The sequence below is a fragment of the Tabrizicola sp. genome (genome assembly GCF_041911175.1).
GTDB lineage: Bacteria > Pseudomonadota > Alphaproteobacteria > Rhodobacterales > Rhodobacteraceae > Tabrizicola.
In genome coordinates, this window is the sequence record NZ_JAYRPN010000076.1 from 1 (window position 1) to 12,857 (window position 12,857).

Annotated in this window: 16 protein-coding genes; 5 read left to right on the forward strand and 11 right to left on the reverse strand. The window is 65.9% G+C overall.

Translation table 11 applies throughout. The features are described 5' to 3' along the window. Nucleotides 1-1,009: TrbI/VirB10 family protein (locus tag ACE3P6_RS09765; RefSeq protein WP_374394284.1), on the forward strand; the 1,009-nt coding region annotated here is incomplete at its 5' end. Beyond that, a complete protein-coding gene (locus ACE3P6_RS09770) occupies nt 1,009-1,983 on the forward strand; it encodes an ATPase, T2SS/T4P/T4SS family (RefSeq protein WP_374394287.1) in 975 nt (324 codons plus the stop codon). The genes ACE3P6_RS09765 and ACE3P6_RS09770, both read left to right, overlap by 1 nt. Before the next feature lie 182 nt (nt 1,984-2,165). Here the strand turns inward: ACE3P6_RS09770 and ACE3P6_RS09775 are convergent, their stop codons facing one another. The 4 genes from ACE3P6_RS09775 to ACE3P6_RS09790 all read right to left on the reverse strand — a co-directional run bounded on the left by ACE3P6_RS09775 (nt 2,166) and on the right by ACE3P6_RS09790 (nt 4,387). Further along, nucleotides 2,166-2,630 (reverse strand): redoxin family protein, encoded by a 465-nt coding sequence (locus ACE3P6_RS09775; protein ID WP_374394289.1) that lies wholly within the window; start codon nt 2,628-2,630, stop codon nt 2,166-2,168. A gap of 49 nt (nt 2,631-2,679) precedes the next feature. Then, nucleotides 2,680-3,429 carry a hypothetical protein gene (locus ACE3P6_RS09780; protein ID WP_374394292.1) on the reverse strand — a complete coding sequence of 250 codons (750 nt, stop codon included), beginning with the start codon at nt 3,427-3,429 and terminating at the stop codon, nt 2,680-2,682. Then, complete coding sequence (locus tag ACE3P6_RS09785; protein WP_374394294.1) at nt 3,429-3,674, reverse strand: thioredoxin family protein; 246 nt, start codon at nt 3,672-3,674, stop codon at nt 3,429-3,431. The genes ACE3P6_RS09780 and ACE3P6_RS09785 overlap by 1 nt, the downstream gene beginning before the upstream one ends. Before the next feature lie 89 nt (nt 3,675-3,763). After that, on the reverse strand, nt 3,764-4,387 hold the full coding sequence (locus tag ACE3P6_RS09790; RefSeq protein WP_374394296.1) for a MarR family winged helix-turn-helix transcriptional regulator: 624 nt from the start codon (nt 4,385-4,387) through the stop codon (nt 3,764-3,766). A 359-nt stretch (nt 4,388-4,746) separates the two neighbouring features. Between ACE3P6_RS09790 and ACE3P6_RS09795 the strand changes: the two genes are divergently transcribed. From ACE3P6_RS09795 to ACE3P6_RS09805, 3 genes are all read left to right on the forward strand, one after another. Continuing rightward, a complete protein-coding gene (locus ACE3P6_RS09795; protein ID WP_374394299.1) occupies nt 4,747-5,379 on the forward strand; it encodes a tyrosine-type recombinase/integrase in 633 nt (210 codons plus the stop codon). Between the two features lie 91 nt (nt 5,380-5,470). After that, nucleotides 5,471-5,722, forward strand: coding sequence for a type II toxin-antitoxin system RelE/ParE family toxin (locus tag ACE3P6_RS09800; RefSeq protein WP_374394301.1), 252 nt, complete (start codon nt 5,471-5,473; stop codon nt 5,720-5,722). Between the two features lie 11 nt (nt 5,723-5,733). Then, on the forward strand, nt 5,734-6,078 hold the full coding sequence (locus ACE3P6_RS09805) for a helix-turn-helix transcriptional regulator (RefSeq protein WP_374394304.1): 345 nt from the start codon (nt 5,734-5,736) through the stop codon (nt 6,076-6,078). 147 nt (nt 6,079-6,225) lie between these two features. On the opposite strand, the gene ACE3P6_RS09810 is transcribed toward ACE3P6_RS09805, so the two are convergent. From ACE3P6_RS09810 to ACE3P6_RS09840, 7 genes are all read right to left on the reverse strand, one after another. Continuing rightward, entirely contained in the window at nt 6,226-7,056 is an 831-nt protein-coding gene (locus tag ACE3P6_RS09810) for a PfkB family carbohydrate kinase (protein WP_374394306.1), read from the reverse strand. A gap of 50 nt (nt 7,057-7,106) precedes the next feature. After that, nucleotides 7,107-8,096 carry an SIS domain-containing protein gene (locus ACE3P6_RS09815; RefSeq protein ID WP_374394309.1) on the reverse strand — a complete coding sequence of 330 codons (990 nt, stop codon included), beginning with the start codon at nt 8,094-8,096 and terminating at the stop codon, nt 7,107-7,109. A 79-nt stretch (nt 8,097-8,175) separates the two neighbouring features. Further along, nucleotides 8,176-8,982, reverse strand: coding sequence for a PfkB family carbohydrate kinase (locus tag ACE3P6_RS09820; RefSeq protein WP_374394312.1), 807 nt, complete (start codon nt 8,980-8,982; stop codon nt 8,176-8,178). Continuing rightward, nucleotides 8,979-10,232, reverse strand: a complete 1,254-nt coding sequence (locus ACE3P6_RS09825; protein ID WP_374394313.1) for an NAD(P)/FAD-dependent oxidoreductase — start codon at nt 10,230-10,232, stop codon at nt 8,979-8,981. Before ACE3P6_RS09825 ends, ACE3P6_RS09820 begins: the two co-directional genes overlap by 4 nt. Nucleotides 10,233-10,281: 49 nt before the next feature. Beyond that, nucleotides 10,282-11,295, reverse strand: coding sequence for an SIS domain-containing protein (locus ACE3P6_RS09830; protein ID WP_374394315.1), 1,014 nt, complete (start codon nt 11,293-11,295; stop codon nt 10,282-10,284). 31 nt (nt 11,296-11,326) lie between these two features. Further along, nucleotides 11,327-12,391, reverse strand: a complete 1,065-nt coding sequence (locus tag ACE3P6_RS09835; protein ID WP_374394318.1) for an ABC transporter ATP-binding protein — start codon at nt 12,389-12,391, stop codon at nt 11,327-11,329. A gap of 8 nt (nt 12,392-12,399) precedes the next feature. Continuing rightward, nucleotides 12,400-12,857 (reverse strand): carbohydrate ABC transporter permease (locus tag ACE3P6_RS09840; protein WP_374394321.1); only part of this gene is annotated, 458 nt, incomplete at its 5' end.

Genomic DNA, 12,857 nt, shown 5'->3' on the forward strand with positions numbered 1-12,857 from the left:
CCTCGAAGCGCGGAACGCCACACTCCAGTCCGAGGTCGAGAGGCTGCAGCGCGAATTGGGTGATCTTGCCGACAGGGCCGATGCCGAGAAGGATCAGACAGCCAAGGAACTGGCGCTCGCCCTCGAAGAGGCGCAGTCCCAGAACCTCGCTCTCATGGAGGACATGCGGCGGCAGTTTGATCAGGAGATCGCCGTCCTGAAAGCAAGCGCCGACACCGCGGGCGCTGCGGAAGCCCAACGCGAGGCTGAGCTCGCGGCCAAGCGTGCCGAGCGCGAAGCGCAGCTTGCTGCCCGCGTGGCCTCGCCTTCGGTCGTCTTCGACGATGGTCAGAAGGGTGGGGTAGGGGATGCCGATATGGGGATGCCCGAGGCCCCGGCTGAGGGCCGCGATGCTGCGGGGCGGGATTTCGTGCAGTCGGGGCGCGAAGCCACCGCCACCGAAGTGAGCCAGGTCATTGCCAATCCGTCGAACACCGTCCTTCAGGGTACGATGATCGAAGCGACCCTCGAAAATGCGGTCGACTCGAGCCTGCCTGGCCAGATCACCGCGATCGTGACCCGGCCGGTTTGGTCCTTCGATCAGGCGCAAATCCTGATCCCCGCCGGCTCGCGCCTCTTCGGTGATTATTCCTCAGAGGTGGCCATCGGCCAAGGTCGCATCCTTGTCGCCTGGACTCGGCTCGTCACACCGGACGGACAGTCCGTGCAGATGGAAGCCTTCGGTGGCGATGCCCAAGGTCGCTCCGGCATCACCGGCAAGGTCAACACCCGGTTCGGTGCACGGTTCGGGTCAGCTGCGCTCATTTCCCTTCTCGGAGCCGCCCCCGCCGTCGCCGCCGCGAAATACACCGACGAGGTCAGTTCCGACACGGCCGAGAGCATGGGCGAGGACCTGAGCGCGGCCATGGGCTCAGCTGTCGAGGCTTACACAAGCCTGCCACCGATCATCACCGTCGCCCCTGGGGCCGCGATCACGGTCATGGTCGATCGCGATCTGGAAATCTGGTGATGGATGATCGGCCGAGTTTCCTCGGCACCTACCTGACACCGATTGCACCCCTGTTTATGCGAGACGATCTGGTGGAGGTGGCAATCAACCCCGACGGAAAGGTCTGGATCGAGCGGAAGGGCGCTACGCACATGGAGCGGGTCGCGCATCTGTCCATCGATCGGGTCCTGTCTAACAACCTTGGGCAGGCAATAGCTTCTGCAGTTGGCGTGCAGTTCTCCGACAAGAAGCCGACCGTTTCGGGAAAGATCGTCTGGGGCGATATGGCGATCCGGGCGCAGGTTGTGGCGCCGCCCATCGTGGAAGGCGGGATGGCTATCACGTTCCGGCCATTCAAGGTTTCCGCCGATCAGCTGATCGAGCCGCGCCTCTTACACGGTTGTCTCGTCGATCTCGACGCCAAGCGTCGGGAAAGGGCAGGGGAGGCGATGAAGCTGGCTCAGGCCGGGCAAGTTGTCGATGCCATGCGGCTTTGCGTCGAGGAGCGCATGAACATCCTGATCTCAGGCGGCACCTCGACCGGCAAGACGACATTCGCTCGGTCTTTGTTGTCGATGGTGGACCCGGGGGAGCGGATACTGACCATCGAGGATGCCTACGAGCTGTTCCCCCAACAGGAAAACGCCGTGGCACTCAAGGCGGATCGCAGCGCCCTAGGTGAACGCACGCCTGCGCGGCTGCTGGAAGCCTCGCTCCGGATGCGGCCGGACCGGATCATCCTAGGCGAGTTGCGCGGCGAGGAAAGCCGAACCTTCCTCGAAGCGATCAACACCGGGCACGGCGGGTCGTTCACAACCATCCATGCCGACACCGCCCGGAAAGCCATCGATCGGTTGGCGATCATGGTCATGGCCGCCGGGCTCGGCATGGGGTTCGAGGAGGTGAAGCGGTACTGCGAGGGGAGCGTGGATTTGGTGGTGCAGCTTTCGCGGCAGGGCGGGCTGCGCGGGGTGGCGGAGATACTGTGCCTTTGAGGATCGCGAACGGCCCGAAGCGGACGGTCAGACCTCTTCGCGTCATTCCGAAGAGCGGCCGTTCAATCTTCGTTCGGTGCCATCATCGATCCCGACACACTGCTTGTCGATGTCTGGGGACTGGCCCTGAAGACCGAAGGGGCGGGCGCGGCCGATCCGGAGATTGCGGACGCGAAATCCGGTCACTTCGGTGCCTCGAGCAGCAGCGCCATGATCTGCGCCCCGAGCGCCAGATCCGACACCTGCCCGAAGTGGCGCGCCCGCATTCGCCCCTGCCGGTCTATCAGCACCAGCGTCGGCGTGCCCTGCAGGCCCCAGGCTTCCATGGTGCTCGGCAGCGGACCGTCGCCGGGGGCGTCCACAGCGACCGGAAAGCGGATACGGTATTCGTGCAGAAAGGCCCGCAGGGCGACCGGCGTCATGGCGGCGTGATGCTCGAAGACCGAATGCAGGCCGATCACTGCCACTTGCGCGGGGTCGAAGGTGGCGGCGATCCGTTGCGCCTGCGGCAGGCCGTGGCTGACGCAACCGGGGCAGAGCATCTGGAATACCTCGACCGCCAGCACCCGGTCCTTGAAATCGGCCAGCGACAGCGGCGTGTCGGCGTTCAGCCACTCGGCGGCGTGAAAAGGGACGGGTTCGGCCATGTTTCCCTCCGGGGCTCGGGCGGCGACGCATGGCCGCCGCCCGAGGTTGTCAGTGGTTCACCCGGCCCGGCAGGCTCAGGTCCCCCGAAGCCACGTCGAACACATCGGTCACGCACAGAAGCGGCGCATGGATGTTGGCGTTCACCCGCAGCGCCGCCGTCACCCCGTCGTAGCGCGCCGCCTCGACCGCGCCGATGTCGGCGAACGGGACACGGACCGACAGGGTCTCGCCTGCAAAGATCGGCGACCAGCCGGGGCTGTCGATCAGCAGCGGCAGGCCGGGCCAGGTCAGCGGCAGGGCTGGGGTGGTGCCGTCTGGGATGTCCATCACCTTCAGCGCGCCCGGCCCGCAGGCCTCGTCCGGGCCCAGCACCACCCAGTGGCTGTGCCAGATGCCGCCGTCGTCGTCGGTCCGCCCGGTGTTGCCCTCGTCGAACAGGGGCGTGTCGTCGAAATCCGGATGGATGGTGACGGCAAAGGCCAGTATCCCCGCGCCGGTCTCGAAGCCCACCACCGAAGGGTCAAGGCTGGTCGGCCAGACGTAGGAGAAGACCGGCGCGCCGGCCAGCCCGCCGGCCGGGTCCGGCCCCGTTGCGCCCGGCGTGCCGGCGACCGACATTGTAAAGGTGGCGATCCGGCCCTCGGTGGTGATCGCGGCCGAAACGATGTCGAAATCAGCGTGCTCGGCAGTGCCGGTGGGCGCGACGATGCCGTGGGCATGATCGCCCTCGCCATGCGCCCAGGCCGTGGTCGTTGCAACCAGCAGCGCCGCGCTTGTCAGGATGGTCAGGTTCCGCATCACACTGCCCCCCGCACATCGGCCAGCGATGCGCCGAAGTTGATGTGATAGGGCGCGCCGTCGATCACGAGGGCCGGGACCGAGGTGACCCCGGCGGCTTCGGCCTCTGCAATCCGGACCTTGTCGGCGCCGAGATGAACGATCTCGACGGCATAGCGCCGCGGATCCAGCGCCTGCGCAACCTGCTGCTCGGCGGCAATGCAGACGGGGCAACCGGCATGGTAGAACGTGGCTTTCTGTGGCATGGTGAAACGTCTCCTGTCTTTTCGCGAGGTGGGTCGGACATCAAGGACGCCTCGCCCGTTGCCGCGGGTGGGGCGTCCGGCATCACGGCTCAGGCCGCTTCGAACCGCCGCCAGATGGCGGCGGCGCTTTCGGCCGGGGCCGCTTCGTGTTCGCCGCAGTCAAGGCGCAGTTGCGCGTCCCCGAAGGCGGTGTCCACAAAGGCGCAGTGATGCGGGCGGGCCGCATCGGCATGGGCATAGGGGCGGAAAGGGGCGCAGGTCGCGCACATCCGTTGCACCGGGATCGCGCGAGCCTCCTGCAGGACGCGGATCAGGCGGGTGAGCACGCGCAGAAGCGACCCGGCCTCGGCCGCGGGCAGGTCCGACACGGCGGCGGTCAGGGCGTCAGACGCAGCCGCCAGCCGTTCGGCGATGGTCTGCCCTGCGGCGCTCAAGCCAACCCGCCGGGCCCGGCCGTCCTCGGGGTCGGGCTGCCGGATGACAAGGCCCTTGGCCGCAAGACTTGCCACCGAGTCGCTCAGGCTTGCCGCCGAAACCCCGAGGGCCGCGGCCAGATCGACCTGCCGAACGGGTCCGCGCCGGGAAAGATGGCCGAGGATTTCGGCCTGGGCGGGGTTCAGCCCTTCGGCCACCGCCGCCTGCCAGACCCCGGCCCGCCACAGCACGGCCAATCGGCCAAGGGCGAAGGCGATCTGATCGGAAGGATCGGGCATGACGGTCCCCTGAGGGTGATTCGATTAGGAATCCTAACTAAATATGGGGCCTCGGTCAATGACCGCGCGGTCAGGAAGGCCGCTGCCAGTATCCGCCGCAGACCCGGACACTGCTGTCGATGTCCACGATCAAGCCGTTTCGCGGCTTCTTTATCGACACCACCCGGTGATGCCCGGGTTCCGGCAAACCGGCGGGACAGATTGTTCAAGTCCGGCTTTCGCAACTTGCTGCGAGCGCAATGCTGCGGGGTCACAGTCTCCTTCCCGCCCGGTGCCCCCACTCCTGGCCTGAAACGTGGTATCCTGTGGTGGTCGGCATGACCGAAGAAGGGTGGGCCGGGTGGACAGGAGGTATACTCATGCCCGCCGAATTTCTCCCCGTCCTTCGGCCTGTCCGCGTCCCTTGGAACAAGGGCCGCATTATCGGTCAGAAGCGCCCGCTCCTGCCGCGGCATGTCTGGTCCATCCGGGTCCGCTTGGAGATGGCAGGCAACCCGCGCGACCTTGCGCTGTTCAACATGGCCGTCGACAGCAAGCTTCGTGGATGCGACCTCGTCGCCCTCCGGGTCCGGGATGTGTTCGCCGCCGGGCGGGTCAAGGAGCGCGCCTCGATGATCCAGAGCAAGACGGGCAAGCCGGTCCGCTTCGAGATCACCGAAACGACACGGCTATCCCTCGAGCGATGGATCCAGGACCCGGAGATGACCGGCCTCGAGTTCCTGTGGCCTAGCCGGATCCATGGCAGCCCGCATCTGTCCACGCGTCAGTATGCGCGGATCGTCCGGGGCTGGGTGAAGTCGCTGGGCCTCGAACCAAGCGCCTACGGCACCCATTCCATGCGACGGACTAAGGTCGCACAGATCTACAAGAAGACCGGCAACTTGCGCGCGGTCCAACTGCTACTGGGGCACACGAAGATGGACAGCACCGTGCGTTACCTCGGCGTCGACATCGAGGATGCCCTGACGCTGTCAGAGGGCATCGATCTGTGAGGCAGACGCGGCCAGCGCAAGCTGGCCGCGCTTGTCGCCCAAAGCGACATTGATCTTGACACACCCAGGATTAGTAGCTTAAAGCTACATCATGAAGCAGATCAGCTACACGAGGGCCGCGATCCGGGCGTTGCGCCGGATGCCCGCCAACACGGCCAGGCTGATCCAGTCCAAGATCGAGGCCTATGCGACGGACCCGGCCTCACAGGGCAACAACGTGAAGTCCCTCAAGGGGCGAGAGGGGATCCGGCTGCGGGTCGGGGATTGGCGCGTGATCATGGATGACCAGGGCAATGTCTTGGCGGTTCTCGATATCGGCCCACGCGGCGACGTCTATGACTGAAAGGGAATGACATGAACGAGATGGTGACCATCCCGCGCGAGGAATACGATCGCCTTCGGGCCGCAGCCGAGGATCTGGCCGATCTCCAGAGCTATGATCGGGCAAAGGCCGCCCTGGCGGCAGGGGCGGAGGAACTGATCCCCGGCGATTACGCGAACCGGTTGCTCGATGGGGAAAGCCCGCTGCGCGTCTACCGGAACCTGCGTGGCTTGACCCAGGCCGCCTTGGCCGAGAAGGCCGGGGTCAACCGCGTGACCGTGGCCGAGATCGAGACCGGACGCAAACAGGGCTCGATCGCAACCTTGCGCGCCATGGCGGGCGTCCTCGACGTCACGCTGGACGATCTGACGGAGTAGTCGCGGCGGAAAGCGGTCGTTCGCACCTGGAATACCTGTGCGTTCAAAAGCACCTTCGCCCAGCGATGGTGGATCCAACGCGCTGCTGGTCCGACCCTCTGAAAGTCTGACGAGCACCAGAGCAGGCTCAACGACATCGGCGGTGGGCTATGGAATGTCTGCGAGCGGATAGCCCCAAGCGCCTTCCCATCCGCAGGCTCTCGCTGCGCAGAAGGCCGCATATTGGAGAACCTCTTCTGGAGTATTACCGCGCAATCTTGCCACAAGGTAGCCCGCGATGAAGGCATCGCCAGCGCCCATGGTATCGACCACCGTGGCGGGCACAATTGGTTGTTCGATGCGGGTCTGACCCTTGGCCCAGACAGCCCCCTTGTCGCCGCGCGTCACGCAGACGGTGTCCGGTCCAAGGTCGAGGACCCGCGCGATCAGCTCTGACACTGCCGCGTCGGCCAGCCCTGCTCCTGACAGGAAAGCTGTCGAGACATGCGGACAAACCTGCGCCAGATAGGCCGGGTCGTGCAGAGTGGAGAAATCGAACGACACCTCGTGCGCGGCGGCACGGATGCGAGGTAGTTCCGGTTCGAGATAGCTGAAGCAGCTGGAATGGACATGGCCCATGGTGGCGATCAGCGCCAGGTCGTCCTCGTCCATCCTGAGCATCACCTTGCGCCGGATTCCGCCCCGGTTCGATGAAACGAAAACCCGGTCGCCATCGGCGTCATGCGTGACTTGCGCCTTGCCATTCGGTCCTTCTACCCGGCGCAGATGGGCGGTCGAGAGGCCTTCGGCAGCCATGCAGGCGCGGACGTGATCGCCTTCACGGTCATTGCCGACGATGCCCATATAGGCCACATCGGCCAACCCGAAGCGGCGGGCCAGAACGGCCACGTTCAGCGCGTTGCCGCCGGGGAAGAACTCACCTCGGTCAAGGTAGAGGTCGACGACGTTGTCGCCGATGCAGAGAAGTCCGTCGGTCATGCTCGCTCCGTCCTTGAGGGGGCAGGACTGGCCTGCCCCCGGAACTCTCGTCAATAATCCATCTTCCACATGTAGCGCCGCACTGTGAGCGGATGGCCGCGGCTGTCGGCCAGCTTGTCGCAATAGACGCGCAGGAGCGTGCCGAAGGCCATGTGTTCGACATGCTCCACCACTTCGGGATCGATCACGCCCAGACCCAGTTCCTCGGCGCAGAGCGTGGTCACGCGCTGGCTGTACTTTGTCACGAAATCCAGCCCCCGGTCGTCCATCTTGCGGCTGGCACCCAGGCCGCGCAGCACGATGAAGGGCACGTCGAAATCGGTGATCTCGAAGGGTCCGTGGAAGTATTCGCCCGCGTGGATGCCGGCGGAATGGATCCACTGCATCTCCTGGAAGATGCAGATCGCGTACGAGTAGGCCGTGGCATAGTTGGCCCCGGCACCCATCGTGTAGATCACCGGCTCGCGTTTCATGGCTTCGGCGAAGGTGGCGATGCGGTCTGTGTGGGCGGCGATGGCGGTGTCGATCAGGGCCGGAAGGGCGGTCAGTGCCTTTTCCACCTTTTGCGCCAGTGGGTTCGCTTCGCGCACGCCCATGATGCCGAAGGTCAGTCGGGCCATGACGGCGGGGGAATGGTCGGGCGCAAAGGTCTTGGGCGCGTGGGTGTAATAGACTGGGAACTCGACCGCTTCATCCAGCGGGCTGCCGGGCAGATTGGTCAGCGCGATGGTTAGCGCGCCCTTGGCACGGGCGAAGCGCGCCGCCTCGACCGTTTCCGGCGTGGTGCCGGAGTGCGAACACAGGATCACAGCCGAGGTTGGCCCCAGCCGTGCCGGGTTGCGGGCCATGAACTCGGCGGCGTTCAACGCGTGGCCGGCGATGGTTTTTGCGTGACGGTCGACCGCATACTGATTCGGCAGCATAAGCGCATAAGATCCGCCACAGGCGACGAAGTAGATTTCGGTCAACTCGGGCCGTGCCTTTGCGGCGGCCAATGCGGCGGCGATCTGCGCCTCGGTCGGGAAGGGTTTGTCGGTCATCTGGTCCTCTCATCAGGCAAGGTTGGGCCGGTCCCGGAAACGGCGTTCCGGGGGCGGCAGGTCGGCAATGGGTCGGGCGCTACTGGGGAAAGCCCCCCGGATGGCCGCAGCATGCGGCAGCGCAGGTGTGGCCCGCTGCCATGGCCATGGGCACGTCGGCCCCGTTCAGACGCGCGGCGAGAAAACCCGCGATATAGGCATCGCCCGCGCCGGTGGTATCTACCGGGCTGATCCGTGGCGCCTCGGCGCGCCAGGTCTGGCCGCCGATCAGGGCAAGGCTGCCCCGCGCGCCCAGGGTCACGACGGCACCCTTCGCGCCCTGCGCCACCAGGTCGGCCGCGCGGGATTCAGCCCGGTCGGCCTGATCTTCGGGCAGCGAGGCGAAGGCGATGGCCAGCCCCTCGACCCCCAGATCCTCCGGGGCGGCATTCACCGAGACATCCTGCGACAGGCTGACCCCGTCGCGCGCCAGAACCCGGCGCGCATGGCCGCCGTCCTGCAGCCAGCCGATATGGACATGGCGGGCCGCCTTGAGCGTACGCAGACGCGCGGCATCGGGCACCCAGCCCGCGCAAGCCCCGAAATCCTCGGTCAGGATGGTGCGGTTTCCGTCGGGGGCAACGTTCAGACGCGTGACCGACGTTGCCGACCCCCGTCTATCGGCGAGAGAGACATCCACACCCTTTGCAGCCACTGCGGACAGCACCCGGTCGCCGTCGGCTTCTCCTGTCGGGCCGACCGAGCCGCAATAGGCCGTGCGAAGGCCCAGCATCGCCGCCTGCACCGCGACGTTCACCGCGTTGCCCCCGACGAGGTCGGCCGTCACCGCGCCGGTCAGCCGGTCGATGCAGTTGTCACCAAGGGCTATCAGGTCGAACGCGGTCATCCGATCGTCGCCCCACGCGATGCCATGTTGTCTTTCAAATCATGCCAGGCAAGGACCGGGCGGCGATACCAGGTCTGACCGTGGAAGAAGGGGCGCGTTTCCAGTTCCAGCCCGTCAAGGGCCGTCTCGCCGCCCTTGCCCAGCATCTTCTGCGCCAGCTTCATCCCGAGGTAGGACGACATGGCAACGCCGGTGCCGTTGTAGCCGATGGCATAGCCCATGCGCCCGTGCATCCCGACATGCGGCAGGTGGCTGAAGGTCGCACCGACCCAGCCGGTCCAGACATGGGCGATCTTCACGCCCTCCAGCTGCGGGAAAAGCCGCAGGATGTTGCGGCGCACGCGCGGCAGGCAGGCCGCGACGTTGTTCACGTCCACCGGAACCACCGTTCCGATCATCACCCGGTCGCCATCGGGCGAGGGCCGGTGATAGGTCACGTTCATCCGCGTGTCATAGACCATCGAGGCCCGGGGGTAGAGCGCACGCACCGCCGCCGGGTCCATCGCTTCGGTCGCTGTCACCACCGAGGCCAGCGAGACCACCCGCCGCCGCATCCAGCGCGAGGCGCCGTCGGTGTAGCCGTCGGTCGCCATCACCAGATGCGCTGCGCGCACTGCTCGGTCTCCGGCCAGGCAGGTGATGTGATCGACATGATCCTCGATCTTCGAGACTCGGGTATGCGGTACGAAGCGCACGCCAGCCGCAAGGCAAAGCCGAACCAGTTCGGCGACCAGACGGCCGGGATGCAGGCTGGCCCAGTCGGGCAGATGCACGCCGCCATGAAACTGTGGCGAGGCGACGAAGTCGCTGACGCGGGCCTTCGGGATCTCCTCGCCCTCGACCCCAAGGCGGGCGTTCTGGCGCAGGAAGTGGCGCAGCCCCTCCATCCGGTCAGGCCGGTGCGCGCCGATGAAATGGCCGCAGACGCTGTAGTTGCAGGCGATACCTTCCTCCGCCACGAAGGACCGCAGGTGACGATGCGCTTCGATCCCTGTCGACAGGATGCGGCGGGCTCGATCCTCACCGTATTTCTTGATGAAGTCGTCGAGGTCTGGCTTCATTTCCGAGGAAACCTGCCCGCCGTTCCGGGTGGAGCAGCCCCACCCGATCTCGCGAGCGTCGCAGATCACGACCTGTCGCCCACCGCGCGCCAGATGCAGCGCGGTGTGCAGGCCGGTGAAGCCCGAGCCTACCACCAGCACATCCTCGCGCGGCTCTACCTGCGCAGGCGGCACCGGTGGCAAGGCCATTTCGGCCCGCCAGAGGGGGGTGTCGCTGTGTCCTTGGAAGGCATCCATCTCAGTAGGCCACGCGCTTGTAGTAACGGCGCGTGACCAGCGGATGGTCGCGCATGACCTCAAGATGCGCCGAAAGCCGCTCCAGCACGGTTGCGAGAAGCGCCGGGGCCATCAGCGCCCGCAGGTCCGGCGAAAGGCCGGTGGTCGCAAGATCGCGGGTATCCAGCACCGTCAGCTTGTCGGTATAGCCCTTGGCAAAGGCGATCACGCGGTCGGTCAACGGGCGGGTTTCATCCTCGCCCGCGAAGACCACGACCGAGACGCCTTTCTCCACCAGCTCCAGCGTGCCGTGGAAGAAGTCCGAGGCATGGACCGGCCGGGTGCGGATCCACTGCATCTCTTCCAGGATGCACATGCCGTAGTAATAGGCCTCGGGCCAGGCGGCGCCCGATCCGGTGATGATGTGCCAGCCATCAGCCGCAATCGCCCGCGCCAGCGCATCGGCGCGCGACTCGAACGCCTGTTTCACTGCAAGAAGCTGCTGGGGAAGTCCGGCCAGTTCAGCGATGATCCGGTCATAGTCCGACCGCTCGCCCCGTGCCTGCATTGCGGCCAGGGCCGCGACCAGCGACGTGACGTAGAACATCTCGCACGAGGTATCATCCTCGGCAAAGTTGACGAAACTGTGGTCGGCCCCCTTGGCCAGCGGCGTCTCGGCGTGGCCGGTGATCGAGATCACGGTGGCCCCGCGTGCCTTCACATAGTCCATCGCCGCGATGCTTTCCTTCGTGGTGCCCGACAGCGACGGCATGACGACCACCGACTTCGGCCCCAGCGCCACATGACCGGTCAGCACAATCTCGGCGCAAAGGACGTTGTGGCAGGGGAGCTTTGAGGCCCGGCGCATCAGGTCGGCCGCGGGCTGCATCAGGATGCCCGCCCCACCCGAGCCCATGAAGAACAGGCTGTCGGCCCCTTCAGCCACCAGCCGTCCGACCAGTGCGCCAAGGTCGCGGGCAATGGTCACGGTTCCGGTCTGGATGCGCAGGAAGCGGGCGGGATCGAAGTTCAGCATGGTCATTCCTTTCGAGAACCAGTTGGGCGGATCAGAGCCGAAGGCCGCTGTCGCCAGAGAAGAGGTGTGCGCGGCCCGGCTGGGGCTGCACTGTCAGACCGCCGTCGGTGGCGAAGTCATGTTCGCCGTCCAGCTGCACGGTCACGGGCTGGCCGTCGGCAAGGCGGGCATAAGCATAGGTCACCCCGCCAAGCCGTTCGCTGGCCTGTACCTGCACCGATGCTCCGGGTCCGGCCGCAAGATGCTCGGGCCGGATGCCAAGCGTGACCTCAGCGCCCACGGCCGGCAGATGATCCACGGTCACGTCGCAAAGCAGACCTGCGGCATCGACGCGGGCGCGGCCGGCCTCGATCGCCACCACGCGGGCTTTCAACAGGTTCATCTTCGGGCTGCCGATGAAGCCCGCGACGAAGGTGTTGGCCGGGCGGCGGTAGATTTCCAGCGGTGCGCCGATCTGTTCGACCAGCCCGTCACGGAGGACGACAATCTTGTCGGCCAGCGTCATCGCCTCGATCTGGTCGTGCGTGACGTAGACCATGGTCGCCTGCAATTCGCGGTGCAGCTGTGCCAGTTCGATCCGCATCTGCAGCCGCAGGCTGGCGTCAAGGTTCGACAGCGGTTCGTCAAACAGAAAGACCTTGGGGTTGCGCACGATGGCACGGCCGATGGCGACGCGCTGGCGCTGGCCGCCGGACAGCTCCTTCGGCAGCCGCTTCATCAGGGGGCCAAGTTGCAGGATTTCCGCCGCACGCGCGATCTTGCGGGCGGCCTCGTCCTTCGGCGTCTTCGCGACCTTCAGCGCGAAGCCCATGTTCTGTTCAACGGTCTTGTGCGGGTAAAGTGCGTAGGACTGGAACACCATCGCGATGCCCCGATCGGCTGGGCGCACATCGTTCATCCGCTGGCCGTCGATCACCAGATCTCCCCGGCTGATCGTCTCCAGCCCCGCGATCATCCGCAGAAGCGTGGACTTGCCGCAGCCCGACGGGCCGACGATCACCACGAACTCCCGTTCGGCGATGTCGATGTCGATGCCGCGCACGGCCTCATAGGTGCCGTAGCGTTTGGCGATACCCTTGATCTGCATGTAGGACATGGACGAGCTCATTTGACGGCGCCGCTGGTCAGACCGCCGACGAACTGGCGCTGCATGACCAGGAAGGTCGCAAGGATGGGAAGGATCGACAGGGCGAGGCCAGCCATCAGCACGCCCCAATCGGCGCGCAGGGCGACGGCAAAACTCATCACGCCGATGGTCACGGTCTTGACGGAGTCGCTTTCGACGAAGGTCAGCGCGAAGATAAACTCGTTCCAGACCCGCATCGCCGAGATCAGGCCGGCCGAAGCGAGGATCGGGCGACAAAGCGGCAGGTAGACCTCGGCAAAGATGCGCGCCTCGCCCGCGCCGTCCATCAGCGCCGCCTCGCGCAGCTCACCCGGGATGCCGGTCATGTAGGCGCGGATCAGGAATGTGGTGAAGGGCAGGCCGAAGGCCACGTTGGGCAGGATCAGCGCGAAATAGGTGTTATAAAGCCCGGTCTCGGCCATCACGCGGAAGAGCG

Coding starts and splice junctions, on each gene's coding strand:
- ACE3P6_RS09805 (WP_374394304.1), top strand. CDS start 5,734: ATGAACGAGATGGTGACCATCCCGCGCGAGGAATACGATCGCCTTCGG.
- ACE3P6_RS09810 (WP_374394306.1), bottom strand. CDS start 7,056: ATGACCGACGGACTTCTCTGCATCGGCGACAACGTCGTCGACCTCTAC.
- ACE3P6_RS09825 (WP_374394313.1), bottom strand. CDS start 10,232: ATGGCCTTGCCACCGGTGCCGCCTGCGCAGGTAGAGCCGCGCGAGGAT.
- ACE3P6_RS09830 (WP_374394315.1), bottom strand. CDS start 11,295: ATGCTGAACTTCGATCCCGCCCGCTTCCTGCGCATCCAGACCGGAACC.
- ACE3P6_RS09835 (WP_374394318.1), bottom strand. CDS start 12,391: ATGTCCTACATGCAGATCAAGGGTATCGCCAAACGCTACGGCACCTAT.
- ACE3P6_RS09815 (WP_374394309.1), bottom strand. CDS start 8,096: ATGACCGACAAACCCTTCCCGACCGAGGCGCAGATCGCCGCCGCATTG.
- ACE3P6_RS09820 (WP_374394312.1), bottom strand. CDS start 8,982: ATGACCGCGTTCGACCTGATAGCCCTTGGTGACAACTGCATCGACCGG.
- ACE3P6_RS09775 (WP_374394289.1), bottom strand. CDS start 2,630: ATGGCCGAACCCGTCCCTTTTCACGCCGCCGAGTGGCTGAACGCCGAC.
- ACE3P6_RS09770 (WP_374394287.1), top strand. CDS start 1,009: ATGGATGATCGGCCGAGTTTCCTCGGCACCTACCTGACACCGATTGCA.
- ACE3P6_RS09790 (WP_374394296.1), bottom strand. CDS start 4,387: ATGCCCGATCCTTCCGATCAGATCGCCTTCGCCCTTGGCCGATTGGCC.
- ACE3P6_RS09780 (WP_374394292.1), bottom strand. CDS start 3,429: ATGCGGAACCTGACCATCCTGACAAGCGCGGCGCTGCTGGTTGCAACG.
- ACE3P6_RS09800 (WP_374394301.1), top strand. CDS start 5,471: ATGAAGCAGATCAGCTACACGAGGGCCGCGATCCGGGCGTTGCGCCGG.
- ACE3P6_RS09795 (WP_374394299.1), top strand. CDS start 4,747: ATGCCCGCCGAATTTCTCCCCGTCCTTCGGCCTGTCCGCGTCCCTTGG.
- ACE3P6_RS09785 (WP_374394294.1), bottom strand. CDS start 3,674: ATGCCACAGAAAGCCACGTTCTACCATGCCGGTTGCCCCGTCTGCATT.